Raw genomic sequence first — 25,872 nt, forward strand, 5'->3', positions numbered from 1 at the left:
CAAGAGGTTGCAGATGCGCAAGATTCGAGTTCTCATAGTCGACGATTCGGCCGTTGTGAGGCAGACGCTCGAGGACATCCTGTCATCCGATCCCCAGATCGAGGTCATGGGTACCGCCGTGGACCCTTACGTGGCCGCAGAAAGGCTCAAGAAGGAAGTCCCGGACGTCATCACCCTGGACATCGAAATGCCGCGCATGGACGGACTGACCTTCCTGCGCAAGATCATGAAGCAGCGGCCCATCCCGGTTGTCATCTGTTCGTCCGTGGCCGGGGAGGGCACCAACACGGCGCTCAAGGCCCTGGAATACGGCGCGGTGGAGATCATCACCAAGCCCAAGGTGGGCACCAAGAAGTTTCTCGAAGAGTCGAAGATCCGGCTCATCGACAAGGTTAAGGCCGCGGCCATGGCCGGGACCAGGCGCATCCGCCCCTCGGCTCCGCCCATGCAGGTCAAGCCCAAGCTCAGCGCGGACGCGGTCATCCCCATGGGCAAGCCCACAGCCATGTCTCCAACCGAAAAAATCTGTCTGGTGGGTGCGTCCACCGGCGGCACCGAGGCGCTGCGCGTCTTTCTCGAGGCCCAGCCCGTGAACTGCCCGCCCATCGCCATCGTTCAGCACATGCCCGAACACTTCACGGCGGCGTTCGCCAACCGGCTCAACGGCATCTGCCGGATCAACGTCCGGGAGGCCAAGGACGGCGACGCCCTGATGCGCGGGCTGGCCCTGGTTGCGCCGGGCGACAAGCACATGCTCCTCAAGCGCACGGGGAACAGGTATTACGTGGAGGTCAAGGACGGCCCTCTGGTCTCCCGGCACCGTCCCTCGGTGGACGTGCTGTTCCGCTCCGGGGCGCGCTATGGCGGGCCCAACGTGGTGGCCGCCATCATGACCGGCATGGGCGACGACGGCGCCAAGGGCATGAAGGAGCTCAAGGATACCGGGGCATACACCATCGCCCAGGACGAGGCGAGCTGCGTGGTCTTCGGCATGCCCCAGGAGGCCATCAAGCAGGGCGGCGTGGACAAGGTGCTGTCCCTGGAAAAGATCGCGCCGGAAATTGTCAGGGCCTGCGGCTGAGCCCGCGGTAAGGGATAGGTCCAACGGACGCGCCCCCGGGGAATCTCCTCGGGGGCGCTTTGGTTTGTGTCCGGAAACTCTTGGTTCGGACGCCGGATTGCCGGTGTGTAGGGCCGCCCGCTGCCTAGCTGTGGCGGTAGGCGATGACGTCCACCGGCTCCCGGGTGACCATGCCTTCGTTGAGCATGGCGTCGAGCTTGTCGAGCAGGGGCTTCAGTTTGTCCGGGTGGTCCACGATCTCCACGACCACGGGCAGGTCCTCGGACAGGCGCAGGATTTTGGTGGTGTGGATCAGGCTGTTGGCCCCGAAGCCCATGAGGCCCCGATAGACCGTGGCCCCGGCCAGGTTCATTCCGCGCGCGGCGTGCACGATGGCGTCGGCCAGGGGCTGGCCCTCGAACTTGTCGTCCTCGCCGATGTAGATTCTGATTCGCTCCGCTTTTTCGAGCAGTTTCATGGCGTGCTCCCGATTGGTTGGTTAGATCAGGCGGCCCAGGGCGATGCCCGCCAGGACCAGGATCAGCCCGACCACGGACTGTCCGACGACGTTGGCCATGGCCATGGCCATCTGCCCGGACTTGACCAATGTGGCGGTCTCGAACATGTAGGTGGAGAAGGTGGTGAACGCGCCCATGAACCCGGTCAGGATCAGGAGCCGGGCCCCGCTGCCGGGCAGCAGGCGGTTCTCGAAGAACCCCCAGACCGCGCCGAAGAGCAGGCAGCCGGCCATGTTCACGATAAAGGTGCCCGCAGGGAATTCCCCGCCCGCGATGCGTTGGGCCACGCCGGACAGATAGTATCGGCCCAGCGCTCCGGCGGCGCCGCCCAGGGAGATATAGAGAATTTTGGTCAGCATTTTGATATCCTTGGGCAAGGTATATCAACACAAGGAGAGAAAGCCAATGGCGCTGGAATGCGAATTGAAATATCTGGAGGCCGACCTGGCCGATCTGGCCGACCGGCTGCGTCTGGCCGGGGCAAAGACTTCGGGCCGCTACTTCGAGGCCAACACGGTCTTCGACCGGCCCGACCGCTCCCTGAAGCGCGACGGCATCCTTCTGCGGCTGCGCGAGAAGCAGGGCAGGGCGGTGCTCACGGTCAAGCGTCCGCCCGAGGCCCCGACGCCGTCCGCGCTCAAAATCTTCGAGGAGATCGAGACCGGGGTGGACGACGGCGCGGCGATGGCCGGGGCCCTCGAAACCTTGGGGTTCGCTCCCGCCTTCCGCTACGAGAAGGTCCGGGAGAAATGGCGGTACATGGACTGTTTTATCTGCCTGGATCGCCTGCCCTTCGGGGATTTCGTGGAAATCGAAGGGGATGAGCCGCAGGTTCTGGCTTGCGCCGCAAAACTGGGCCTGAACGCGGCCTGCACCACCAAGGCCACCTACCACGGCCTGAATATCGAATACCGCGTGGCGAAGGGGCTGGAACCGGACGAGAATTTCGTGTTCGAGCCCGGGGAAAGGGCGGCCCTGCTTGACGAACTTGAGAAACTTTGACCGTCGGCCCTCGACAGCCGGGTAAAAGGAATTTATATTGTCAGCTAGGAAATACAAAGGATTGGTGGAGTCAAACCGATATGAGCGACCCTTTTACCGGGGACCGTTTCGATTCGGAACTCCTTGGCCAGCATGAGGTCAAGGAACCGAAAAAGTATAAGGTCCTGTTGCATAATGACGATTACACGACCATGGACTTCGTGGTCGAGGTCCTGGTGCGCGTCTTCCGCCGGACAGAGGCGCAGGCGACGGCCATCATGCTCTCCGTGCACAACGAAGGGTACGGGGTGTGCGGCGTGTACACCGCCGAGGTGGCCGAAACCAAGGTGGACCTGGTGCACCGGCTGGCCAAAAGCGCGGGCTTCCCGCTCAAGTGCAGCATGGAAGGTGAATAGAATATGACGATGCTGAGCAAGGAACTGGAAAGTGCGTTGACCTCTGCGGTCAATGAGGTGAAGCGTCGGAACCACGAGTTCCTGACGCTCGAACACCTGCTGTACGCCATCTCCATAGGCGAACAGGGCGAGGAGATCCTCGAGGCCTGCGGCGCGGAGATGGAACGGCTCAGGGACCAGCTCGGGCGGTTTTTCGTGGAGAACATGGAGGCCCTGCCCGAGGGAACCGAATCCGAGGTCATCCAGACGCTCGGCGTGCGCCGCGTGTTGCAGCGCGCCGTGTGGCAGAAAAAGGCCTCGGGCAAGAACACGGTGGAGGTGGGCGACGTACTGGCCGCCATGTTCGACGAGGAGGATTCCTACGCGGTCTACTTCCTGCGCACCCACGACGTCTCACGGCTCGACATCCTGGAGTTCATCTCGCACGGCATGTCCATGAGCGAGGACTGGAACGATCTGGGCGACGACCAGCCGTCCAAGGCCGATCCTCTGGAGGGGCGGCCCGGCGAGAAGAAGAGCCCGCTCAAGGAGTTCACGGTCAACCTGACCGACCGTGCGGCCCACGGGCTCATCGACCCGCTCATCGGCCGGACTCCGGAACTGGACCGGACCATCCAGGTGCTCTCGCGGCGGCGCAAGAACAACCCCATCTTCGTGGGCGACCCGGGCGTGGGCAAGACCGCCATGGCCGAGGGACTGGCCCTGATGATCGTCGAGGGCAGGGTACCCAAGGAATTCCTCAACGCCGAGGTCTACAGCCTGGACATGGGCTCGCTGTTGGCGGGCACCAAGTACCGGGGCGATTTCGAGGCGCGGCTCAAGGGGGTCCTGGCCGAGCTCAAGCAGAACCGCGACGCCATCCTGTTCGTGGACGAGATCCACACCATAGTGGGCGCGGGGTCCGTCTCGGGCGGGTCCATGGACGCCTCCAACATCCTCAAGCCCCTGTTGCAGTCCGGCGAGATCCGCTGCATCGGCTCGACCACCTTCGAGGAGTACAAGAACCATTTCGAAAAGGACCGCGCCCTGTCGCGCCGGTTCCAGAAGATCGAGATCAACGAGCCCACGGTGGAGGAGACCATCGCCATCCTTAAGGGGCTCAAGCCGCATTACGAGCAGTTCCACGGGGTCAACTACACCCACTTCGCCCTCAAGGCGGCGGCCGAACTGTCCGAGCGGCACATCACCGACCGGTTTCTGCCGGACAAGGCCATCGACGTCATGGACGAGGTCGGGGCGCTGTACAAGCTCTCCGGCCGGCCGCGCAAGGGCGACCGCATCAAGGTGGCCGACGTGGAGAAGGTCGTGGCCCGCATGGCCCGCATTCCGGCCCGCAGACTGACCATGTCCGACCGCGAGCGGCTCAAGAGCCTGGAAAGCGACCTCAAGTCCGTGGTCTTCGGCCAGGACGAGGCCGTGGCGGCCCTGTCCAAGTCCATCAAGCGCTCCCGCGCGGGCATGCGCCAGGTGGGACGTCCCGTGGGCAGCTTCCTGTTGACCGGTCCCACCGGCGTGGGCAAGACCGAACTGGCCCGCCAGCTGGCCAAGGTGCTCGGTATCGGCTTTTTGCGCTTCGACATGTCCGAGTACATGGAAAAGCACGCCGTGGCCCGGCTCATCGGCGCGCCTCCGGGCTACGTGGGCTTCGACCAGGGCGGGTTGCTGACCGAGGGCGTGCGCAAGAAGCCGCACTGCGTGGTCCTGTTCGACGAGATCGAGAAGGCCCACCCCGACGTCTTCAACATCCTGCTCCAGGTCATGGACTACGCCACCCTGACCGACAACAACGGGCGCAAGGCGGACTTCCGGCACGTCATCCTGCTGATGACCTCCAATGCGGGCGCCCGCGAGATGTCCAAGGGGGCCATCGGCTTCAAGCGTGACGGGAACTCCGACCGCAAGGGCGAGGCCATGAAGGCCCTGGAGAACCTCTTCAGCCCCGAGTTCCGCAACCGGCTGGACGCCACCGTGACCTTCCGCTCCCTGGAGCAGCCGGTCATGGAGCGCATTGTGGACAAGTTCATCAAGGAGCTCAACGACCAGCTGCAGGACCGCCGCGTGGTGGTCGCCCTGACCGACGCGGCCCGGGCGCGGCTGGCCGAGCTCGGCCACGACACCGCCATGGGCGCACGGCCCATGGGCCGGGTCATCCAGACCGAGATCAAGGACGTCATCGCGGACGAATTGCTCTTCGGTTCCCTGACCAAGGGCGGGGTGGTCACCGTGGACGTGGCCGGAAAGAAAAAGAAGTCCAAGAAGATTCCGGTGGTCGGCGAGTCAGGGGAATTCGCGTTCTCCTTCGACGCCATCGGAGCCACGCAATAATCAATACACGGAGGGCGGCGCGGGCCGCCCTCCCTTTTGTCGCCCATGACCATCTACCGTCTGTTCGAAGAACCCGTGTTCCCCGATCCGGAAGAGGCCGATCCGGACGGGCTGCTCGCCGTGGGCGGCGATCTCTCCCCGCAGCGGCTGCTCAACGCCTACGCCAACGGCATCTTTCCCTGGTACGCGGAGAATTCTCCCATCCTGTGGTGGTCCACCAGCCCCAGGCTGGCGCTCATCCCGGACGAGCTGCACGTGCCGCGCAGCCTACGCAGGGTGCTCAACAAGGGGACCTTCTCCTTCACCCTGGACACCCGGTTCGAGGCGGTTATCCGCCGTTGCGCCTGCTGCCCCAGGCCCGAGCAGGAGGGCACCTGGATCGTAAACGAGATGGTCGAGGCCTACACCGCGTTGCACCGGCTGGGCTACGCCCACAGCGTGGAGGCGTGGCAGGGGGCCGACCTGGTGGGCGGGCTGTACGGCGTGTCGCTGGGCTCGGTCTTTTTCGGGGAGTCCATGTTCTACAACGTGCCGGACGCCTCCAAAGCGGCCTTCGTCGTGTTCGTGCGGCAGTTGCGGAAGTGGGGATTCACCCTTATCGACTGCCAGCAGACCACCCGGCATCTCCTGCGTTTCGGAGCGCGGGAGTTCCAGCGGTTCCGCTTCCTGTCCATGCTCCGCGAGGGGCTGAACGCGCCCACCCTGGAGGGGATGTGGCGGTTCGACGGCCAGGCGTGAGCCCGGCTCAGTCCTCGTCCGCCAGGGGCAGGTGGCGGCTTAGGTCGAAGTACCCCCTGAGGGGGAAGTCCAGGGGATAACTCGGGATTTTTTCGAACTCGATGAACCCGGCGTCCTTGCCCGGCTGGACCTCGGTGAATCCGGCCAGCCCGGCCGGGACCGGGAAGGCCAGCGGGTTGGACGTGATGGCCGTAAGCCTTGTGGAGTACTGTTCTTTCAGGTAATTGACGATGAGATCGCGCTCGCCCGCGGTAAATGATTCGAGGATGACCTTCCGGCCTTGCGGCAGGACGGTTTCCGGGGCCGAGGCGTCCTGTTCGATCAGTCCGGTGTAATCCGACTCCGCTTCCTCGGTTCTTTTCCAGCGGGAGCGGAACAGGTGCACCTCGACGTCGCGTCGTCCCTTGAAGCTCCTGATGACCATGGACAGGGAGTAGGCTCGCTCGCAGGGCAGGGGGCAGGATGGGGTGTTGATGGAGATATCCATAGCGCTGACTCCGGATCGCGGTTACAGGTTTTTTATAGTTACTTACGTGTTTTGGCGGGCCAGCTCAAGCCCGGGTGCGGAAGAATGCCGAATTTCAAACTAGTCAGCGAATATACCCTCAAGGGCGACCAGCCCCAGGCCGTGGCCGAGCTCATCAACGGGCTGAACTCCGGCGTGCGCGACCAGGTCCTGCTCGGCGCCACGGGCACGGGCAAGACCTTCACCATGGCCAACGTGGTGGCCCAGCTCAACCGCCCGGCCCTGATCCTGGCTCCGAACAAGACCCTGGCCGCCCAGCTCTATACCGAGTTCAAGGGGCTGTTCCCGGACAATGCGGTCGAATACTTCGTTAGTTATTACGACTACTACCAGCCCGAAGCGTACATGCCGCACTCGGACGTGTACATCGAGAAGGACTCGTCCATCAACGACGACATCGACAAGATGCGCCACTCGGCCACCCACGCGCTGTTGACGCGTCGGGACGTGCTCCTGGTGGCCTCGGTGTCGTGCATCTACGGGTTGGGCTCCCCGGATTTCTACGCCAAGATGGTCATTCCCGTGGAAGAGGGGCAGACCATGGCCATGGACTCCCTGCTGGCGCGCCTGGTGGAGATCCACTACGAGCGCAACGACTACGACTTCCACCGCAGCAGCTTCCGGGTGCGCGGCGACGTGGTCGAGATCATTCCGGCCTACAACCGCGAGAAGGCGCTGCGCATCGAGTTCTTCGGCGACGAGATCGACTCCATCACCGAAACCGACCCGCTCACCGGCGAGGTCAAGGACCACCTGCGCAAGACGGTCATCTACCCCGGCTCGCACTTCGTGTCCGACCGCGACAACGTGGACCGGGCCATCAACGACATCCGCGACGAGCTCCAGTCCCGGCTGGCGTACCTCAAGCGCAACAACAAGCTGGTCGAGGCGCAACGGTTGGAGCAGCGGACCATGTACGACCTCGAAACCATCGAGGAGCTGGGCTACTGCAACGGCATCGAGAACTACTCGCGCCACCTGGACGGGCGGTTCGAGGGCCAGCCGCCCGCGACCCTGATCGACTATTTCCCGGACGATTTCATCCTCTTCGTGGACGAGTCGCATATCGCCCTGCCGCAGGTGGGCGGCATGTACCGGGGCGACCGTTCGCGCAAGACCACCCTGGTGGACTTCGGCTTCCGGTTGCCCTCGGCCCTGGACAACCGGCCGCTCAACTACGAGGAGTTCCAGGAGCGCATCCACCAGGCCGTGTACGTCTCGGCCACGCCCGGCCCGCTGGAGCTGGACCTGGCCCAGGGCGTGGTGGTGGAGCAGATCATCCGGCCCACCGGGTTGCTGGACCCGGAGATCGAGGTCCGCAAAACGCAGGGACAGATTGACGATTTGCTGGCGGAGTGTAAGAAAAGGCAGGCGAAGGACGAGCGGGTTCTGGTGACCACGCTGACCAAGCGCATGGCCGAGGACCTGAACGACTATCTGAACCAGATGGGCGTCCAGGCCAAATACCTGCATTCGGACATCGACACCCTGGAGCGCATGGCCATCATCAAGGCGCTTCGGGAAGGCGAGTTTTTCGTTCTGGTGGGCATCAATCTCCTGCGCGAGGGGCTGGACATCCCCGAGGTGTCCCTGGTGGCCATCCTGGATGGCGACAAGGAAGGGTTCCTGCGCTCCACGCGCTCACTCATCCAGACCTTCGGCCGGGCCGCGCGCAACGCGGGCGGACGGGTCATCCTGTACGCGGACAAGGTCACGGACTCCATGGCCGCGGCCATGGAGGAGACCGAGCGCAGGCGGGAGAAACAGCAGGAGTACAACCGGGTCAACGGCATCACGCCGACCACCATCCGCAAGAAGGTGGACAACCTCTTCGGAGAACTTGCGGGCCATGGCGAGAAGGAATCCTCCATGGCCCTGGCCGCCGAGGACGGGGTGGACTACGGCGCGGACCAGAAGACGCTGAACAGGACGGTCAAGCGGCTGGAGCGCGAGATGCGCGAGGCCGCCAAGGAACTGGAATTCGAGCGGGCGGCGGAACTCAGGGACCGCATCGCCCGGATCCGCGAGCGGATGCTGGAGCTGGGGTAAGGGATGAAGGGTACTTTTCATCGACGGATGCTGCGCATGCGCGCCAGGCTGGGCTCCTTCTGGAGCATCGTCCTCGGCGTCATCTATCTCGTCTTGATCTTCCTGCTCGGCATCGGCTTCTACATGATCTACGAGCACTGGGACCTGGCCAGCTCCTTCTACATGGTGGTCATCACCCTCTCCACCGTGGGGTTCATGGAGGTCAACCAGCTCTCTCCGGAAGGACGCATCTTCACGGCCTTTCTGATCATGCTCGGGGTGGGCGGCTTCGTGTACATCGCGGGCGCGTTTGCCCAGGTGCTCATGGACGGGCGACTGCAAATCTTGTGGGGTAAGCACAGAATGATGAAGATGATCAGCAAGTTGAGGAACCATTTTATCGTCTGCGGCCACGGCCGCATCGGCAGCATCGTGGTCCAGGAGATCATGAAGGACGGCCACGACGTGGTGGTCATCGAGAACGATCCCGCCCTCATCGACAAGATGGAGCAGGAGGGCATCCTGTGTCTTGAGGGCGACGCCACCAGCGACGCCGTGCTCCTCAGCGCCGGGCTTCCCTACGCCAAATCCCTGATCTCGGCCGTGACCAGCGAGGCGGCAAACGTCTACGTCACCCTGACCGCCCGCCAGCTCAATCCGACCATCACCATCGTGGCCCGGGCAGGGGACAGGTCGCACATCTCCCGGCTGGAACTGGCCGGGGCGGACCGGGTGGTCCTGCCGCACTTCATCGGCGGCCTGCGCATGGCCCAGAGCGTGCTCCGGCCCACGGTGACCAACTTCATCGACCTGGCCGTGCGCGGCGGCATAGACCTCCAGATGGAGGAGTTGACCGTGTCGACCGGGTCCGAACTGGTGGGCAAGGACCTCATCGAGTCCAAGATCAGGCCTAACTTCAACCTGATTGTCATCGCCATCAAGAAGGAGTCCGGGGAGATGGTCTTCAACCCCGGCCCCAAGGAAGTCATCCAGGCCAACGACACGCTGCTGGCCGTGGGCAAGAAGACCAATCTGGCTGAACTAAGACATATTTTGTAATAATATCCAGGTAGAAAGAATACATGGTTCCTGAAAGCGTCGCCCGACGCGCGGCCGAGCTGCGCGAAAAAATCGAATATCACAACCACCGCTATTACGTTCTGGACGCCCCCGAAATCTCGGACCAGGAGTTCGACGAGCTGTTTCGCGAGCTGGCCGCCATCGAGGCCGAGCATCCCGAGCTCGACGATCCCAATTCCCCGACCAAGCGGGTGGGCGGCGAGCCCGCCGAGGGGTTCACGCCCTACGAGCACGCCCTGCGGTTGTATTCCCTGGACAACGCCATGGACCTGGACGCCTGGTACGCCTTCCACGAACGCGTGGCCAAGGGCGTGGGCACCTCGTCCGTGGCCTACTGGGCCGACCCCAAGATGGACGGCCTGGCCCTGGAGGTCATCTACGAGAACGGGCGGTACGTGCGCGCGGCCACGCGCGGCGACGGGCTGGTGGGCGAGGATGTGACCGGCAACATGCGCACGGTCATGAACCTGCCCATGACCCTGCACGGCGACGATGTTCCCGAGCTTATCGAGGTGCGCGGCGAAGTGATCATGTCCAACAAGGATTTTGCGGCCCTCAATGAACGCCAGCGGGAGAAGGGCGACAAGGTCTTCGCCAACCCGCGCAACGCGGCGGCCGGGACCATCCGCCAGCTCGACCCCAAGGTGGCCGCTTCCCGTCCCCTGCGCTTCATGGCCTACGGCGTGGGGCGCGTACAGTGGGCGGGCCGTGATTCGGATTGGGCCACCCAACAGGAACTCATGGAAGGGCTGCGCGAGCTCGGCTTCGCCATTCCGCCCGAGGTCAAGCTCTGCGCTTCGGCCAAGGAAGTGGCCGATTATTTCCTGGAACTCATGGCCGCGCGCGACACGTTGCCGTTCGAGATCGACGGCATGGTCGCCAAGGTCAACGAACGCGAGATGCAGGACGCGCTGGGCTACACCTCCCGCGCCCCGCGCTGGGCCCTGGCCCTCAAGTTCCCGGCGCACCAGACCAAGACCCGGCTTAACGCCATCCGCATCCAGGTGGGGCGCACCGGCGTGCTCACCCCGGTGGCCGAGCTCGAGCCCGTGGAACTGGCGGGCGTGGTGGTCTCCAACGCCACCCTGCACAACAAGGGATACATCGAGGAACGCGACCTGCGCGTGGGCGACACGGTGCTCATCCAGCGGGCGGGCGACGTCATTCCGCAGGTCCTGTCCGCCGATCTCGATCAGCGGCCCGACAACGCCGAGCCGTTCGAATTTCCCATGGTCTGCCCGGTTTGCGAGAGCCCGGCGGTGGAGGACGGCGAGCGGGTCATCTGTACCAACCCGGCCTGCCCGGCCAAGACCGTGCAGCGGCTCATCCATTTCGTGTCCAAGGCGGGCATGGACATGGAGGGCGTGGGCAAGCAGTGGGTCCGCAAGCTGGCCGAGGACGGCGTTCTGACCACCCCGGCCGACCTCTTCGCCCTGAAGAAGACCGACCTGCTCAAGTACGAGCGCATGGGTGACAAGTCCGCGGAAAATTTCATCAAGGCCATTGAAAAGGCCAAGGAAGAGGCCCCGCTCTGGCGGCTCATCGCCGGACTCGGCATCCGCCATATCGGCGAGCAGGCCGCGCGCACCCTGGCCGCTCGGTTCCGGAATCTTGGAGAGATGTTCGAGGCCTCCATCGACGAACTGACCAAGCTGGACGGGATCGGGGACAAGATGGCCGAGTCCGTCCTGGACTTCCGCGTGGATGCGGCCAACCGCGATATGATCGACCGGTTCCGCGATTTGGGCGTCTGGCCCGAAGGCGGGACCGTGGTCGAGGAGTCGTCCGACGAATTTCCGCTGGCGGGCAAGGTCTTCCTGTTCACCGGAACCCTGCCCGTGACGCGCGACGAGGCCCACGCCATGGTCGAGGCGCACGGCGGCGTGCCGGTCAAGTCCGTCTCCAAGAAGGTGGACTACCTGGTGGCGGGCGAAAAGGCCGGGTCCAAGGTCGCCAAGGCCGAGAAGCTCGGGATCGTAGTCATTGACTTCGACGCCTTCCAGGCATTACTCCAAGGTAAGACCGCAGCTAGGCAAAAGTCTCTTCTGGACTTTTAAGCATACGTTTTTTCAACACGAGACAAGGAGAGATACCATGACTGTCGACATCGTCATCCTGGGAGCCAAGGGCCGGATGGGCAAGACCCTTATCGATATGACCCTGGCCGACGACAAATTGAATCTGGTGGGCGCGTGCGAGCGCAAGGGCCATGCCGACGGCCTGAGCTACGAATGCGCCGTCTCCGACTGCCTCGAAGAGCTGCTGCCCAACGTGCCCGGCGCGGTGGTCATCGATTTCACCGCCCCCGAAGCCTCGGTGGCCATGTCCAAGATCGCCGCCAAATACGGCAATCCCGCGGTCATCGGCACCACCGGCCTGAACCCCGAACAGCAGGCCGAACTGGCCGAGTCCGCCAAGAAAACCCCGATCTTCTGGGCACCGAACATGTCCGTGGGCGTCAACGTGCTGCTCAAGTTCCTGCCCCAGCTCGTCCAGGCCTTGGGCGAGGATTACGATATGGAAATGGTCGAGACCCATCACAAGATGAAGAAGGACTCCCCGAGCGGTACCGCCCTCAAGCTGGCCCAGGTCCTGGCCGAGGCGCGCGGCTGGGATTACGACGAGGTCAAGCAGCACTGCCGTGACGGCATCATCGGCGAACGCCCCAAGAAGCAGATCGGCGTCCAGACCCTGCGCGGCGGCGACGTGGTCGGCGATCACACCATGTACTTCTTCGGGCCCGGCGAACGCATCGAGATCACCCACCGCGCCCACTCCCGCGAAACCTTTGCCGCCGGTGCCCTGCGCGCCGCCAAATGGCTGGCCCGGCAGAAACCCGGTAAGCTCTACGCCATGGCTGACATCTTCTAGGTCCTGGTCTTTACGGAATGTCCAAGGGAGTCTCTCGCGAGGCTCCCTTTTTTTGCGCGTGTGCCTCCGGCGGGCCCTCGCCGGGCGGGCGTCTTCGACGGCCAGGGAACCCTTTGGGAAAAGGGTTCCCTGGACCCTCCCAAACCTTTTGTGTCGCCTGCGGCGAAGAGCGGGGGCGAGGGGGCGGGGGATTTCGCTGAGAGAAGGGCATAGCTCGGCAGTGCGGTGTCCCGAAGAGTTCGCGCCGAACGTCTGCGGTACGCGGGAAGCCGCCCGGCGCGAACTCTTCGGGACGGTTGCCCACCCCGCCAGGAAGGACGAGGGGTAAGAATGGTCGAGAAGGCGGCGTTTTGAACTTTGCTGGAAAGGAACAGACTCATCGCGCTGCCGCCACCCGCGAAGCGGCATAAAAAGTTTAGTAGGGGAGATGGGGATGGGGGGCCGGGGGCGTCTTCCTCCCCTACAAAATGGGCGACAGCAGGCGGGCGAAGCGGATGATGGTTTGGTGGAGGATGTTTTTATCGTCGTATTCGTTGGGTCCGGTTTCGACGCAGTGGTTGAAGTCATCGAGGAACATGGCTTCGACTTCTTCGCAGAAGCCGGGATTTTCGATGAGCATGGTGATCTCGAAGTTGAGGCGGAAGGATCGGTTGTCGAGGTTGGCGGTGCCCACCCCGGCCAGGGTGTTGTCGGCCAGGAAGACCTTTTGGTGCAGGAAGCCGTCCACGTAGCGGAAGACGCGGATGCCGGGCTGGCCGAGTTCCTTGAGGCAGGCGAATCCGGCCAGGTAGACCATCAGGTGGTCGGGCTTCTTGGGCAGCATGATGCGCACGTCCACGCCGCGCATGGCGGCCATCTGCAGCGCCTTCATGACCGAGCTGTCGGGCACGAAGTAGGGGCTGGCGATCCAGAACCGCTTCTTGGCCGAGGCGATGGCCTGGATGAACATGAGCGAACAGTTCTCCAGGGCGTCCACCGGCCCGGTGGGCAGGGCCAGGACCTCGGCATCGCCCTGTTGGGCGGGCATGGACAGGTCCAGGGCCGGGACCTCGCTGGTGGCCCAGTACCAGTCCTTGCCGAAGCAGACCTGGATGGGCAGCACGGCCGGGCCGGAGATCCGGGCGTGGGTGTCGCGCCAGCCGCCGTAGCCGTTGTCCTTGCCGCCGAGGTATTCGGTGCCCACGTTATGGCCGCCGACAAAGGCGGTGTGGCCGTCCACGATCACGATCTTGCGGTGGTTGCGGAAATTGAGCTGGAAGCGGTTGCCCGGCCCGCGCGTGGTATGGAAGGGGTGGGCCTCGACCCCGGCGGCGCGCAGGGCCTCCCAGTAGGCTGTCGGGGTCTTGTAGCTGCCCAGTTCGTCGTAGAGGAAGCGGATGCGCACGCCTTGGCGGGCCTTGCGGACGAGCAGTTCCCCGAGCTCCTTGCCCAGGGCGTCGTCGCGCACGATGTAGAACTGGATGAGCACGTATTTTTCGGCTTTTTCGATGGCGGCGGAGATGCCCTCGAAGGTGGCGGTGCCGTTGATCAGCAGCTGGAGGTCGTTGCCGCCGAGAAAGGGCGATTCGGCCAGGGTCTCGAAGACCGTGCGCGGCAGGTGGGGCGCCTTGCGCTCGGACAGCGGAGGCACGGGCGGCACGTCGTGGCGGTCGCCGATGAGCCGCTGGAACTCTTCCCGGCCGGTGCGCATGGCGTCGACGTAGCCGTGGAACTTGGACCGGCCGAAGATCCAGTACAGGGGCAGGGAGACGATCGGGAAGGTGACCAGGGAGATGGCCCAGGCCACGGCGCCCTGCGGGGTGCGGGTTTCGCGGATGGCGATGAGCGCGGTGAAGATGCCGGTGATCTCCATGGCGGTATAGAACAGGCTGGCGAGGCCGAGCAGAAAGGACATTTCCCAGGATTCCATGGGAGTTATTGGTAACAGAAAACCACTGAAAAGGGAAAGCTTTGCTTGTCTTCGCCAAGGGGATGTGTTCAGGCTTATCCGGCAGGAGATACCACGGTGCAGGACAATCCCAAGCAACCGCCTCAGCGGCACCCCTTTCAGGACCGGCCCAACCGGACGCTGATCCGCATGGCTTTGCCCGTTCTCTTTTCCCTGGTGGCCGAGCCGCTGACCGGGCTGGCCGACACCGCCTTTGTGGCGCGCATTCCGGGCTCCGAGCCCGTGGCCGCCCTGGGTGTGGGCACCATGGCCTTTTCGGCCATATTCTGGGCCTTCACCTTCCTGGGCGTCGCCACCCAGACCGAGGTGGCGCACGGCGTGGGCAGGGGCGAGGAAGTTTCATGGGCGCGGACGACCGGGACAAGGCCCGTGACGTGGCCCGGCTGGTCTGCTGGTGGAGCTTCGGCACGGGCATGGTCCTGTGCGTGGCCATGCTGCTGGGCAGCGACCTGGTGGCCTGGCTACTGGTGCCCCCGGCGGCCTATGCCGTATTCGGACCGGGCTGGATCGTGGTCTCCCTGTCCCAGCCCATAGGCTCCCTGTCGTTCGCCACGGACGGCATCCACTGGGGCACCGGCGACTTCGCCTACCTGCGCAACAGCATGCTGGCCGCCTCTGCCGTGGGCGGGGCGTGCGTGCTGGCCGTGGAGTTCCTCAAGCCGCCGCAGGTGCTGGTTTACATCTGGCTGGCCTCGGCCCTGTGGACCTTCATCCGGGCGGGTTTCGGCCTGGTGCGCATCTGGCCCGGCGTGGGCGACGCCCCGCTCAAGGGGTAGGCGGCCGCAGAGCGCAAAAAAGACCCGGCGGCGGTGCCGACGGGCCATGCATGGTCGCTGTCGCGGGCCGGGTCAGTGCTCGGCCAGATAATTGAACATGAACTCGTAGGCGTTGCGCATCTCCTCTTCGAGATTGTCCATGAGCGTCATGGCCTTGTCCAGTTCGCCCGTCTTGCAGGCGTTTTCCAGCTGAAGGCAGCACTCGCGCACCCGCTCCACGCCGATGGTCGCGGCCCCGCCCTTGAGGGAGTGGGCCAGATGGCGCAGCTTCTCCACGTCCCCGGAGGACAGGGCGTCCTTGATGCTCTGGATTCTCTTGGGCTCCTGGGAGATGAACACGGTAAACATCCGCTTCATGAACGGACGACGATCCGCCATTGATTCCAAGAACTTGCTATCGACTATTTCCTTTCCCACCTAGTCCACCGCCTTTGTACGTACACCGATTTCACCGATCGGATTCTATCTGTATACTTTGATGGTCCGTTTTCGGCAACTGCTTTGCGTACAAAATGGAGAAGTCGATCAGCCGGGGGTGTAGAAGAACCGCCCGAGGCCGACGGTGAAGACGATGCTGATTATCATGTTTTCAACAGATTTTTGCAAAAAGACTTCCTTGTTCGCACAGCCTGTGGAAATACTGTGGAAACAATATAAATCTTCCTCAATGCGGGTTTATCCGCATCTATCTTTCGGATAAGGGTCATCTTCCGCATACAGATATCGACGTACCGGCGTAGGAGGTTCGGTTGTTCACAGTGATCCATAAGCGGCCTTTGGCGGCGGTTGTGTTGCTGGTCCTGGCATGGGCGTGCCTTGCGCGTCCGGTCGCGGCCGGTGATTCGGTCACCTTCGCCCTGTTCACCAGGGGGTGGCCGCCGTTCGAGATGGTCGTGGACGGCCAGGCCCGGGGAGCGGCCCTGGACATCTTCCGCGCCTCCATGCCCAAGGGCGTCGAGACCTTCGTGCTGATGCTGCCGGCCTCGCGCAGCGCGCTCAGGGCCGGGGAGGACACGGTCTACACGCGCCTCGAATGCAGGGACTGGATGGACAACGCCGATCTCTATTTATGGAGCGACCCCGTGCTGCGGCTGCGCACGGTGCTCGTAAGCAGGCGTACAAGCCCCCTGGAGTACCGGGGTGAGTCCAGCCTGTACGGACTGACCGTCGGCTGCATCAAGTCCTACAGCTATCCCAGTGTGGAGCCGCTGTTCGAGAGCGGCAAGGCGTACCGCTATGACGTGAACAGCGATGTGGTCCTGTTGCGCATGCTCAAGGCGGGCAGGGTGGACGTGGCCCTGTTCGACGAATACACGGCCCGCTGGATCATGCGCACCTCCAAGGAGATGAGCGAGGGCGATTTCCATGTCGCCAAACACGAACTGGGCAGCTCGGAGCTTCGTTTCGCGTTCAATCGGCACCCGGTCTGGGAGGCTCGCCTGCCCGAGGTCAACGAGCGCATCCGGGCCAACCTGGAGACCGGTGTCTATGACAGGATCATGGCCCGCTACTGACATCTTTTGGACCTCGGGCCGAAAAAAAGGGTGAGGGCATGACGCCTTCACCCTTTTTTTGCGCGGTTGCCGGAGCGCTACATGGCGTAGAGCTTGTCACCGGGGATGATGTTGATGTTGTTCTTGCTGAGCAGCTCGATGCCCTGGTCCGTGCGGTCGAAGCGGAAGATGAGGACCGCGGAGTCGCCGGACTGCTGGACGAAGGCGTACATGTACTCCACGTTGATGCCCGCGTCCTGGAGCATGGTCAGGATGCTGTTCAGGCCGCCGGGCTGGTCGTTGACCTCCACGGCCACCACCGAGGTGCGGCCCACGGTGAAGCCCGCATCCTTCAGCTTGGCCTTGGCCTTATCGAAGTCGGACACGATCAGGCGCAGGATGCCGAAGTCCGAGGTATCGGCCAGGGACAGGGCGCGGATGTTCACCTCGGCCTCGGAGAGGATGCGGGTGACTTCGGCCAGGCGTCCGGCCCGGTTTTCCAGAAATATGGAGAGTTGATCGACTTTCATGGTGTTCTCCTTGGCTTATTGACTGGTTAGTCCTTGTGGCGGTTGTCGATGATGCGCTTGGCCTTGCCCAGGGAACGCTCGATGCTCTTGGGCTCGACCAGTTTGACCTTGGCGGTGACGCCGAGGAATTCCTTAATGTTCTTCATTACCTTTGATTCCACACGCTGTAAACTCTTGATCTCGTCGGAGAACAGGGACTCGTTGACCTCCACCTGGACTTCCAGGGTGTCGAGGTTGCCCTGGCGTTCGATGATCAGCTGGTAGTGCGGGGTCAGCCCCTCGGTGTCGATGAGGATGGACTCGATCTGGGACGGGAACACGTTGACGCCCCGGATGATGAGCATGTCGTCGGAGCGGCCGGTGACGCGCTTCATGCGCACGGTGGTGCGGCCGCACTTGCACGGCGTGTAGTTCAGGGTGGTCAGGTCGCGGGTGCGGTAGCGGATGAGCGGGATGCCTTCCTTGGTCAGGGTGGTGAAGACCAGCTCGCCTTCCTCGCCCGGGCCCACGGGTTCGCCGCTGACCGGGTCGATGGTCTCGGCCAGGAAGTGGTCCTCCTGGATGTGCAGGCCGTCCTGGGCGTCGGCGCATTCGATGGCCACGCCCGGGCCCATGATCTCGGACAGGCCGTAGATGTCGATGGCTATGATGCCGAGCTTCTTCTCGATGTCGGCGCGCATCTCGTTGGTCCAGGGCTCGGCCCCGAAGATGCCGATGCGCAGGGGCAGCTCGCGGATGTCGATGCCCATTTCCAGGGCGGTCTCGGCCAGGAACAGGGCGTAGGACGGGGTGCAGCAGATGACGTCCGGGGCGAAGTCCTTGAGCAGGGTGACCTGCCTGCGGGTGGAGCCGCCGGACATGGGCACCACGGTGGCGCCCAGGGCCTCGGCCCCGTAGTGCGCGCCCAGCCCGCCGGTGAACAGGCCGTAGCCGTAGGCGTTATGGACCGTGTCAGCGGCGGACGCCCCGGCGGCCATCATGCACCGGGCCACCAGTTCGCCCCAGTTCTCGATATCGCGCTTGGTGTAGCCGACCACGGTGGCCGTGCCGGTGGTGCCGGAGGAGGAGTGGATGCGGACGATCTGGTCCTTGGGCACGGCGAACATGCCGAAGGGGTACTGGTCGCGGAGGTCCTGCTTGACCGTGAACGGCAGCAGGGAGATGTCCTTCAGGGTCTTGATGTCCTGGGGCTTGACGCCTTTCTCGTCAAATTTCTTTTTGTAGAACGGCACGTTGGCGTAAACCCGTTCGCACAGCGATTTGAGCCTGCGCAATTGGAGCGCTTCCATCTCCTCCCTGGGCAGGGTCTCGTTCTTCACGTCGTAGATCATCCCTTCATCCTCCTTGGGCGGCCTTTGATCGGCCAAGCTGTCCATATGAAAAAACCACGGTCTGATACAGCCCGTGGTCCGCTTGAGCGCCTTTCCCGCGCCGTTCCAAAAGCCACGAGCCTCCTAAAGGGAGCCCGTAAACCAGAAAAAGCGCGCAAATAGGTATTTTTGCATAGGCGAAACACTGCCCAATGTTCGAGTTTGCGTCAAGGGGTTTGTGGGCTTGAGGCCGGTCCGCGGGCGTTTGCCGGGCCGGGCGCGATTGTTGCGGACTGGCCCAAAGTGCATTACACAATCGGAGGTTAACAATCGACATCGGAGTTACTATGACATTCAGGGAATTGATGGAACGCAACCGGTCGCGGCGCAAGTTCGACGAGTCCCGGCCTGTGAGCGCGGACGAGCTGGTCGAACTGGTGGACCTGGTCCGGTTCATGCCCTCGGGCAGGAACCTGCAGCCGCTCAAATACATCGTCACCGCCGATCCGGCGCAGTGCGCCGAGATATTTCCGCTTCTGGGCTGGGCCGGCTACCTCGCCGACTGGAAGGGCCCGGCGGAGGGCGAGCGGCCCACGGGGTACATCATCATGCTTCTGGACAAGGACCTGGCCGACACGCCCCATTGCGACCACGGCATCGCCTGCCAGAGCCTCATGCTCGGGGCGGTGGACAAGGGGTACGGCGGGTGCATCATCGCCACGGTCAACCGCAGGAAACTGGCCGCGCTTTTCGACATCCCGGACCGCTATGAGATTCTCATGGTCCTGGCCCTGGGCGTCCCGGCCCAGGAAGTGGTCCTGGAATCGCTTCCCTCGGACGGCAGTATAAAGTATTGGACCGGCGAGGACGGCAAGCACCACGTGCCCAAGCGCGGGCTCGACGAGATCCTGGTGGGACGGTTCCCCAAGGATTGAGAGTGGTTCACGGTAAACATAAGGACATACATTGCTTAACAAAGACAAGAAATTCGCCGAAATGGCGAGCATCGACAAGGCCCGCGACGTGGCCAAATGGCTCGACGACAAGCAGGGCGAGCGGATATCCATCATCGACGTGTCGGGCCTGAGTTCGGTCACGGACATGATCCTGGTGGTCTCGGCCCGTGGCGTGAAGCACGCCCAGGCCCTGGCCTCCCACATCCTGGACAGGGCCGCCGAGGAGAACCTGGAGTTCCTGAGCATGGAGGGCCACAAGACCGGCGAGTGGGTCCTGATCGACCTGAACGACGTGCTCGTGCACGTCTTCCTGGACGAGCTCAGAGAGTTCTACAACATCGAAGGCATGTGGACCGAGGCTCCCCGCGTGGAGTTCGAGGCCTAACGGACTTATGGACATGGCCGAACCAAAGAAGACTCTGCTGCTGATACTGGACGGCTGGGGCATCGCCCCGGAAAGCGCGGGCAACTGCGTGCGCAACGCCGCCACCCCGCATCTCGACCGGCTCCTGGCCGAGTTTCCCTCTACCCGCCTGACCTGTTCGGGCCGCGCCGTGGGGCTGCCCGACGGCTTCATGGGCAACTCCGAGGTGGGCCACATGAACATCGGCGGGGGCCGCGTCATCTACCAGGACATGACCCGCATCGACATGGCCATCGAGGACGGTTCCCTGTTCGGGAACCCCACCCTCAAGGCGCTCATGGACAAGACCAAGGCCGGTTCCGGGCGGCTGCACCTCATGGGGCTGCTCTCGGACGGCGGTGTCCATTCACACCTGCGCCACCTGTTCGCCCTGCTGGACATGGCCAAGGGCGAGGGGGTCCCCGAGGTCCTCATCCACGTCTTCATGGACGGCCGCGACACGGCCCAGAAGGGCGGGCTCGGCTATCTGCGCACCCTGCGGGCCAAGCTCGACGAGCTCGGCCTGGGCACGATCGCCACCGTGTCGGGCCGGTTCTGGGCCATGGACCGCGACAAGCGGTTCGAGCGCGTGGAAAAGGCGTACCGGGCCCTGGTGGACGGCCAGGGCGTGTCCATCGACGATCCCATCGCGGCCGTGGAGGCGCGTTACGCCGAAGGCGAGTTCGACGAGTTCGTCAAGCCGAGCGTGGTGGCGGGCGTGGACGGGCGTATCCAGGACGGCGACGGCCTGTTTTTCTTCAACTTCCGCGCGGACCGCGCCCGGGAGATCAGCCGGGCCATCTTCGAAAAGGATTTCAAGGAGTTTGAACGTCCCCACGTGCCGGACCTGGCCATGTTCGCGACCATGACCCGGTACGAGTCTACCTTCCCCATGGACACGGCCTTCCCGCCCGAGGGCTACGAGGGCACTCTGGGCGAGTTCGCCTCGACCCATGGCATGAAACAGCTGCGCATCGCCGAGACCGAAAAGTACGCCCATGTGACCTATTTCCTCAACTGCGGGCGCGAGGAGCCGTTCCCGGGCGAGGACCGGATCATGATCCCGTCTCCGCGCGAGGTGGCCACCTACGATCTCAAGCCGCAGATGAGCGCCGACGAGGTGGCCGACACCCTGATTTCCAAGTGGGGCGAGTACGACCTGTGCGTCTGCAACCTGGCCAACCTGGACATGGTCGGGCATACCGGCGTCATGGAGGCCGCCCAAAAGGCGTGCGTGGCCGTGGACGGCTGCGTGGGCCGCATCGTGGACACGGTGCTGGCCAGCGGCGGCCGGGTACTGATGACCGCCGACCACGGCAACGCGGAGCAGATGCTTGACGCAAGCGGCGCGCCGCACACGGCCCATTCCACCAATCCGGTGCCCCTGGTCCTCATCGAGGAGGGACGCGAGGACGCGGTCCTGGAAGAGGGCATCCTCGGCGACATCGCAACCACCGTCATCGGCCTGTGGGGCATGGAGCCGCCCGCCGGAATGACCGGCAAGAACCTGGTACACAAGGGATAACAATGGCTGAAAGCAAGAAACCCCTGACCCCGGTAAAACCGGCGGCCATGGAAATGATCTTCCTCTACCCCTGTCCGCACTGCGGCCGGGAGGTCCCGCTCATCGCGCCGTCACGGCCCGCCATGGCCCAGTGCGACGCCTGCCGCGAGAACTTCCCCATCGTGCCGGTGGACGACCGGACCATCCGCTACCTCAAGCTCATACTGGCAGGGGGCAAGGCGGGCATCGACCCGGATTTCCTGTAGCGGGGCAAGCCCCCCAACGTGGAAACCGGGCGAATCGAATGCAACACAATCCCCTATGGCGTAGAGTCGTAGGGGATTTTTATTGCGGCCCCGAACGGGGCGGGCCGCATGGGAGGATGCAGGGATGTATGACGATTTTATGACAAGTGGCCGGATTCTGCGGGGTCGCGGGCAACGGACGTGCGGGTGGTTGTTTATGCTGACCGTCTTGGTCGTGTTCGGAACCCCGGTCTTTTCTTGCGCGGGAGATGTGGCCGCTGATGCGGACCGCTCCTTTACCATGGCCTTTCCGGCCGATTTCACGGTCTCCACCGATCCGAGCCGGTTGGCCGCTAAAAGCTATTTTCCCATGGACGACGGCTCCATGCGCCTGGGCGGCTGCTATGCGGGCGAGGCATACGCGGGCACGAATTTCGGCAGCGCCTGCATCGCGGTCTTTGTCTCGCCGGACGATGGACGGAATAGGGATTGCGCCCGGTTCGACGGGGATACCCTGTGCGGGGAAGAGGACGGGGTCAACGAGGCGGTCGTCAACGGCCTGCGCTTCAAGCGGGCCGACATGGCGGACGCGGCGGTGGGCCACCGCCTGGAGGCGCGGGACTACTGGATCGTCCGCGACGGGCGGCGGTACGACATCCGGCTTTCCGTGAGCTATACGGCCATCGAGATGTACACGCCCGGCGAAAAGCGGGAGTTCTCCCCGGAGGATTGCTGGTCGCGGCTGACCGGCATCCTGAACACCTTCTCCTTCCGGTAGGCGACCATCGACTCGCGGGTCAATTTGTGGCCCGCCTTTTGCTTGGATTCACCATCGTCTTTTATAGTCCGTATTGGGGAAGAAGAGGGATAATGCAGAAAAAAAGTATGTACTTGGCGGTGTTGGTGTGTTTGACAACGGTCTTCGGCTTGGTGTCCGGATCGGAATCCGCCTGGGCGTCGGACGGCGAGGTTACAATTCTGTCAGGGGTTATCGGGGGGGCGACCTGGGGGCTGGTGGTCCCCGGCGTGCTCGCCGTGGCCGCGTGCGCGGTCTGCGTCCTGCTGACCGACAAAGTTATTCACAACAAATATAGCGTGTTGGAAAAAGTTTCCGATCGCATGGCCAAAGGGCTCTCTCCTGTGGAGGTGCCCGAGGGCGGCAGTGACAATTTTGGCAGGATGGCCACGAATCTGAAACAGATCGTGAATTACATCGACGAGTTGGAAGCCAGAGCCGAAAAGAGCGAAAATGTAGCCAAGGAAGCCGAGGCCCGCGTGAAAGAGGCAATGGCCCAGGCGGCCCAGGCGCGCAAGCAGGGCGAGGCCGCCCGCTGCGAGGGGCTGCTGTCCGCCGCCGGGACCCTGGAGCATTCCGTCCAGGCCATCCGCGACCATTCGGCCACCCTCGGGGTGTCCACGGGCAAGGCGCGCGAAGGCGCGGCCGAGCAGCAGCGGCTCATCTCCGAGGCCGCCTCGGCCATGGAGCAGATGAACGCCGCCGTGGGCGAGACCGCGGTCAGCGCGGGAGCGGCCGCCGAGGACGCGGACAAGGTCATGGAGCGGGCCGAATCCGGTTCCGCCGTGGTCACGCGGACCATCGGCTCCATCAGCGCGGTTTCGCAGAATTCCCAGTCCCTGGTCGAGAGCGTGGCCGGACTCGGCTCCCAGGCCGAGGGGGTCGGCGCGATCATGGGCGTGATCTCCGACATCGCGGACCAGACCAACCTTTTGGCACTCAACGCCGCCATTGAGGCCGCCAGGGCGGGCGACGCCGGGCGCGGGTTCGCTGTGGTGGCCGACGAGGTGCGCAAGCTGGCCGAAAAGACCATGGACGCCACCCGCGACGTGGGCGTGGCCATCGAGGGCATTCAGGACCAGGTGGCCCGGACCATCGAAGGGGTCAAGGCCATGTCCGGCCTGGCCGACGAGGCCGCCGGGCTGGCCCGCGAATCCGGGTCCGCCCTGGAGCAGATCGTATCCCACTCCGGGACCAGCGCCGAGCGCATTGGGGCCATTGCAGCGGCCTCCAGCCAGCAGTCAATAGCCAGCGAGGCGGTCACCCGGACCATCACGGCGGTGCACGACATCTCCTCGGATACGGACGAGGGCATGGCCGATGCCGCCCGGGCTGTGGACGAGCTCAGCCGCCGCGTGGAGGAGCTGGCCGTCATGACCGGCGTGTTCCGGCTGGTGGGCAGCGGTCGGGTCCAGGAGATCATCGGCGTCCTGGCCGAATCCGAGGCGGTCCGTTCCGGGCGGCGCGAGCGGCTGGAGCAGGCCATGCGCGACGCCCTCAAGCGCAACGACTTTCTGGAGCTGTTGTACATCACCGACGCCGACGGCAGACAGCTGGTCAGCAACATGGGGGGCAAGGTCTCCGGCTTTGCCGAGGACGCCTCGGCCTTCGGCTCCAACTGGGCCGACCGGCCCTGGTTCAAGGGCGTGGCCGAGACCGGCACCTTCCACATCTCCGACGTTTACACTTCCTCGGCCTCGGGCCAGGAGTGCATCACCGTGTCCGGCCCGTTCTTCGGCCGGGACGGCCGGATGCTCGGCGTGATCGCGGCCGACGTGAGCGTGTCCGCCTAGGTCGGCGTCCGCTTTCCGCCAATATCTCGCTCCGGTTCCGGGAGCGGTGAATAATCGCCCCGGACGCGCGTCGTGTCCGGGGCGTTGCATTGTGCCCCTGACGGCACTATGGTCTGCCTACCGGCGCACGCGCCGACCGGATCAATCGATTGCAAAAACGAGGTACGACAATGATCACGACGAAGAGCAAACAAGACGATTATCTGACGGAATTCACGGACGGCGAACACGCGGGGCAGTGCGACGCCCCGGTGGGCAAGGGCGGCCAGGACGCGGCCTTCACACCGTTCGCCCTGATGGAGGCCTCCCTGGCCGGATGTCTGAATATCACCCTGCGCGCCTTTGCCAAGTCGCACGACATCGACCTGGGCTCCGCCACCGTGGAGACCTCGGTCACCCTGGTGCCGGGCGAGACCGGCTCCACCTTCGAATACAGCGTCAAACTGCCCGACGGACTGAGCGAAAAGGACACCAAGCGGCTGCTCGCGGCCCTGAAGGGCTGCCCCATCCACGGCCTGCTGAGCAAGCCCGTGGCTTTCGAACTCAAGGCGTAACAACCGGCAAGCCCGCGCGTTTCGGCGATCGCCGAAGCGGACGGGGATTATTAACTGCAAAAGGCACGCGATTAGATCGCGTGCCTTTTTTATTTTCGGACGGAGGGACGGCGTCAGGCGCGTTTTTTGGGGGAGTACTGCATCAGGGCGTTGCCCGCGATGATGAAGGCCAGGCCGACCACCGTGGCCGGATGGATGGTTTCGCCCACCAGGAAGTGGATGAAGACCAGGGAGAGGAACGGCGACAGGAAGATCAGGTTGGCCACCCGGGCGGTGCCCCCACCCTCGGGCCGGGCCGCGTATTTCATGGCCGTCAGCCACAGGGCGAAGGTGATGCCCATCTCGAACAGCCCCACGTAGGCGGCGGCCGAAAGCGGTCCGGCGGCGAGGGGCGGTAGCTCGGAGAAGAGCAGGGTGGCCGCCAGGATGAAGGGGAACCCTGTCAAAAAACTCAGGAGCAGTCCAGCCATGGGGTTGGCTTTGCTCCGGGTGTTGAAGATCCAGTACAGGGCCCAGATGACCGTGCTGCCCAGGGCCAGGGCCACACCCGTCAGGCTGGAGAAGCGCATGCCGAGCAGGTCGCCGTGGGTGGAGATGACCACCACCCCGAGATAGCTGAGCAGGATGGCAATAAGCGCCCTGGCCGAGAGCTTCTGGCCGAGCAGGGGCACGGACAGCAGCGACAGGGTCACGGCCCAGGTGTAGTTGATGGGCTGGGCCTCCTGGGCGGGTAACAGGTCATAGGCCTTGAACAGGATGGAGTAGTAGAGGAACGGGTTGAGCAGCCCGAGCAGGGCGCAGCGCAGCGTCTCCTTGCGGCCCATCCTGGTCAACTCGCCGAGCTTGCCTTGGAATAGCAGGATGGCCGCCAGGACCGCGATGGATACGGCGCAGGCGCAGAGCAGTAACTGCAACGGGTCGAGGCCGCGCAGGGCGATCTTGAAGGCCGAGGCCACGGTGGACCAGATGGACACCGTGGCCAGGCCGTAGAGTATGGCTTTCCTGCTGTCGATCACGGCGA

Annotated in this window: 26 protein-coding genes and 1 pseudogene; 19 read left to right on the top strand and 8 right to left on the bottom strand. The window is 63.9% G+C overall.

Annotation, left to right across the window (positions count from 1 at the left end; all coding sequences use genetic code 11):
* Positions 1-13 precede the first annotated feature (13 nt).
* Positions 14-1,081: a protein-glutamate methylesterase/protein-glutamine glutaminase gene (locus ACR42D_RS07975; RefSeq protein ID WP_484566291.1), complete on the top strand. Its 1,068-nt coding sequence runs from the start codon at positions 14-16 to the stop codon at positions 1,079-1,081.
* A gap of 124 nt (positions 1,082-1,205) precedes the next feature.
* On the opposite strand, the gene ACR42D_RS07980 is transcribed toward ACR42D_RS07975, so the two are convergent.
* Both ACR42D_RS07980 and crcB read right to left on the bottom strand, forming a co-directional pair.
* A complete protein-coding gene (locus tag ACR42D_RS07980; RefSeq protein ID WP_484566292.1) occupies positions 1,206-1,538 on the bottom strand; it encodes a DUF190 domain-containing protein in 333 nt (110 codons plus the stop codon).
* A gap of 21 nt (positions 1,539-1,559) precedes the next feature.
* Complete coding sequence (gene crcB, locus ACR42D_RS07985) at positions 1,560-1,934, bottom strand: fluoride efflux transporter CrcB (RefSeq protein WP_484568451.1); 375 nt, start codon at positions 1,932-1,934, stop codon at positions 1,560-1,562.
* 49 nt (positions 1,935-1,983) lie between these two features.
* Between crcB and ACR42D_RS07990 the strand changes: the two genes are divergently transcribed.
* From ACR42D_RS07990 to aat, 4 genes are all read left to right on the top strand, one after another.
* A complete protein-coding gene (locus tag ACR42D_RS07990; RefSeq protein ID WP_484566293.1) occupies positions 1,984-2,580 on the top strand; it encodes a class IV adenylate cyclase in 597 nt (198 codons plus the stop codon).
* 80 nt (positions 2,581-2,660) lie between these two features.
* On the top strand, positions 2,661-2,975 hold the full coding sequence (gene clpS / locus ACR42D_RS07995) for an ATP-dependent Clp protease adapter ClpS (protein ID WP_484566294.1): 315 nt from the start codon (positions 2,661-2,663) through the stop codon (positions 2,973-2,975).
* A 3-nt stretch (positions 2,976-2,978) separates the two neighbouring features.
* On the top strand, positions 2,979-5,300 hold the full coding sequence (clpA, locus tag ACR42D_RS08000) for an ATP-dependent Clp protease ATP-binding subunit ClpA (RefSeq protein ID WP_484566295.1): 2,322 nt from the start codon (positions 2,979-2,981) through the stop codon (positions 5,298-5,300).
* Positions 5,301-5,345: 45 nt separating this feature from the next.
* The gene (gene aat, locus ACR42D_RS08005; protein ID WP_484566296.1) at positions 5,346-6,038 is read left to right on the top strand and encodes a leucyl/phenylalanyl-tRNA--protein transferase; all 693 of its coding nucleotides are present in this window, start codon (positions 5,346-5,348) and stop codon (positions 6,036-6,038) included.
* Between the two features lie 7 nt (positions 6,039-6,045).
* On the opposite strand, the gene ACR42D_RS08010 is transcribed toward aat, so the two are convergent.
* Positions 6,046-6,525 carry a hypothetical protein gene (locus ACR42D_RS08010; protein ID WP_484566297.1) on the bottom strand — a complete coding sequence of 160 codons (480 nt, stop codon included), beginning with the start codon at positions 6,523-6,525 and terminating at the stop codon, positions 6,046-6,048.
* An 84-nt stretch (positions 6,526-6,609) separates the two neighbouring features.
* On the opposite strand from ACR42D_RS08010, the gene uvrB reads away from it, so the two are divergent.
* The 4 genes from uvrB to dapB are packed head-to-tail and all read left to right on the top strand — an operon-like array spanning position 6,610 to position 12,543.
* On the top strand, positions 6,610-8,613 hold the full coding sequence (uvrB, locus tag ACR42D_RS08015; protein WP_484566298.1) for an excinuclease ABC subunit UvrB: 2,004 nt from the start codon (positions 6,610-6,612) through the stop codon (positions 8,611-8,613).
* 36 nt (positions 8,614-8,649) lie between these two features.
* Positions 8,650-9,651 carry a potassium channel family protein gene (locus ACR42D_RS08020; RefSeq protein ID WP_484566299.1) on the top strand — a complete coding sequence of 334 codons (1,002 nt, stop codon included), beginning with the start codon at positions 8,650-8,652 and terminating at the stop codon, positions 9,649-9,651.
* A gap of 23 nt (positions 9,652-9,674) precedes the next feature.
* Complete coding sequence (gene ligA / locus ACR42D_RS08025) at positions 9,675-11,729, top strand: NAD-dependent DNA ligase LigA (protein WP_484566300.1); 2,055 nt, start codon at positions 9,675-9,677, stop codon at positions 11,727-11,729.
* A 37-nt stretch (positions 11,730-11,766) separates the two neighbouring features.
* Positions 11,767-12,543 (top strand): 4-hydroxy-tetrahydrodipicolinate reductase, encoded by a 777-nt coding sequence (dapB, locus tag ACR42D_RS08030; RefSeq protein ID WP_484566301.1) that lies wholly within the window; start codon positions 11,767-11,769, stop codon positions 12,541-12,543.
* A 460-nt stretch (positions 12,544-13,003) separates the two neighbouring features.
* On the opposite strand, the gene cls is transcribed toward dapB, so the two are convergent.
* Positions 13,004-14,437, bottom strand: a complete 1,434-nt coding sequence (gene cls, locus ACR42D_RS08035) for a cardiolipin synthase (RefSeq protein ID WP_484566302.1) — start codon at positions 14,435-14,437, stop codon at positions 13,004-13,006.
* Positions 14,438-14,686: 249 nt separating this feature from the next.
* Between cls and ACR42D_RS08040 the strand changes: the two are divergent.
* Together ACR42D_RS08040 and ACR42D_RS08045 are read left to right on the top strand one after the other, a co-directional pair.
* Positions 14,687-14,773 (top strand): annotated as a pseudogene (locus ACR42D_RS08040) (hypothetical protein); the annotation flags it as partial.
* Between the two features lie 59 nt (positions 14,774-14,832).
* Entirely contained in the window at positions 14,833-15,267 is a 435-nt protein-coding gene (locus ACR42D_RS08045; protein ID WP_484568489.1) for a hypothetical protein, read from the top strand.
* A 72-nt stretch (positions 15,268-15,339) separates the two neighbouring features.
* Here the strand turns inward: ACR42D_RS08045 and ACR42D_RS08050 are convergent, their stop codons facing one another.
* Positions 15,340-15,624: an Hpt domain-containing protein gene (locus ACR42D_RS08050; protein WP_484566303.1), complete on the bottom strand. Its 285-nt coding sequence runs from the start codon at positions 15,622-15,624 to the stop codon at positions 15,340-15,342.
* Positions 15,625-16,055: 431 nt separating this feature from the next.
* On the opposite strand from ACR42D_RS08050, the gene ACR42D_RS08055 reads away from it, so the two are divergent.
* Positions 16,056-16,781 carry a substrate-binding periplasmic protein gene (locus ACR42D_RS08055; RefSeq protein WP_484566304.1) on the top strand — a complete coding sequence of 242 codons (726 nt, stop codon included), beginning with the start codon at positions 16,056-16,058 and terminating at the stop codon, positions 16,779-16,781.
* 77 nt (positions 16,782-16,858) lie between these two features.
* Here the strand turns inward: ACR42D_RS08055 and ACR42D_RS08060 are convergent, their stop codons facing one another.
* Both ACR42D_RS08060 and ACR42D_RS08065 read right to left on the bottom strand, forming a co-directional pair.
* The gene (locus ACR42D_RS08060; protein ID WP_484566305.1) at positions 16,859-17,290 is read right to left on the bottom strand and encodes an ACT domain-containing protein; all 432 of its coding nucleotides are present in this window, start codon (positions 17,288-17,290) and stop codon (positions 16,859-16,861) included.
* Positions 17,291-17,316: 26 nt separating this feature from the next.
* Positions 17,317-18,621 (bottom strand): phenylacetate--CoA ligase family protein, encoded by a 1,305-nt coding sequence (locus ACR42D_RS08065; protein WP_484566306.1) that lies wholly within the window; start codon positions 18,619-18,621, stop codon positions 17,317-17,319.
* Positions 18,622-18,947: 326 nt separating this feature from the next.
* On the opposite strand from ACR42D_RS08065, the gene ACR42D_RS08070 reads away from it, so the two are divergent.
* From ACR42D_RS08070 to ACR42D_RS08100, 7 genes are all read left to right on the top strand, one after another.
* Positions 18,948-19,535 (top strand): nitroreductase family protein, encoded by a 588-nt coding sequence (locus tag ACR42D_RS08070; protein WP_484566307.1) that lies wholly within the window; start codon positions 18,948-18,950, stop codon positions 19,533-19,535.
* Between the two features lie 31 nt (positions 19,536-19,566).
* Positions 19,567-19,941: a ribosome silencing factor gene (gene rsfS, locus ACR42D_RS08075; protein ID WP_484566308.1), complete on the top strand. Its 375-nt coding sequence runs from the start codon at positions 19,567-19,569 to the stop codon at positions 19,939-19,941.
* Between the two features lie 13 nt (positions 19,942-19,954).
* Complete coding sequence (gene gpmI / locus ACR42D_RS08080) at positions 19,955-21,484, top strand: 2,3-bisphosphoglycerate-independent phosphoglycerate mutase (protein ID WP_484566309.1); 1,530 nt, start codon at positions 19,955-19,957, stop codon at positions 21,482-21,484.
* 2 nt (positions 21,485-21,486) lie between these two features.
* Positions 21,487-21,729 carry a hypothetical protein gene (locus tag ACR42D_RS08085; RefSeq protein ID WP_014320939.1) on the top strand — a complete coding sequence of 81 codons (243 nt, stop codon included), beginning with the start codon at positions 21,487-21,489 and terminating at the stop codon, positions 21,727-21,729.
* A gap of 196 nt (positions 21,730-21,925) precedes the next feature.
* Positions 21,926-22,486 carry a hypothetical protein gene (locus ACR42D_RS08090; protein ID WP_484566310.1) on the top strand — a complete coding sequence of 187 codons (561 nt, stop codon included), beginning with the start codon at positions 21,926-21,928 and terminating at the stop codon, positions 22,484-22,486.
* Between the two features lie 92 nt (positions 22,487-22,578).
* Complete coding sequence (locus tag ACR42D_RS08095) at positions 22,579-24,297, top strand: methyl-accepting chemotaxis protein (protein WP_484566311.1); 1,719 nt, start codon at positions 22,579-22,581, stop codon at positions 24,295-24,297.
* A gap of 170 nt (positions 24,298-24,467) precedes the next feature.
* On the top strand, positions 24,468-24,851 hold the full coding sequence (locus ACR42D_RS08100; RefSeq protein WP_484566312.1) for an OsmC family protein: 384 nt from the start codon (positions 24,468-24,470) through the stop codon (positions 24,849-24,851).
* A gap of 113 nt (positions 24,852-24,964) precedes the next feature.
* Here the strand turns inward: ACR42D_RS08100 and ACR42D_RS08105 are convergent, their stop codons facing one another.
* Entirely contained in the window at positions 24,965-25,867 is a 903-nt protein-coding gene (locus ACR42D_RS08105; RefSeq protein WP_484566313.1) for a DMT family transporter, read from the bottom strand.
* Between the last annotated feature and the right edge of the window lie 5 nt (positions 25,868-25,872).

It is taken from the genome of Pseudodesulfovibrio sp. lm2024, assembly GCF_051175575.1.
GTDB lineage: Bacteria > Desulfobacterota > Desulfovibrionia > Desulfovibrionales > Desulfovibrionaceae > Pseudodesulfovibrio > Pseudodesulfovibrio caledoniensis.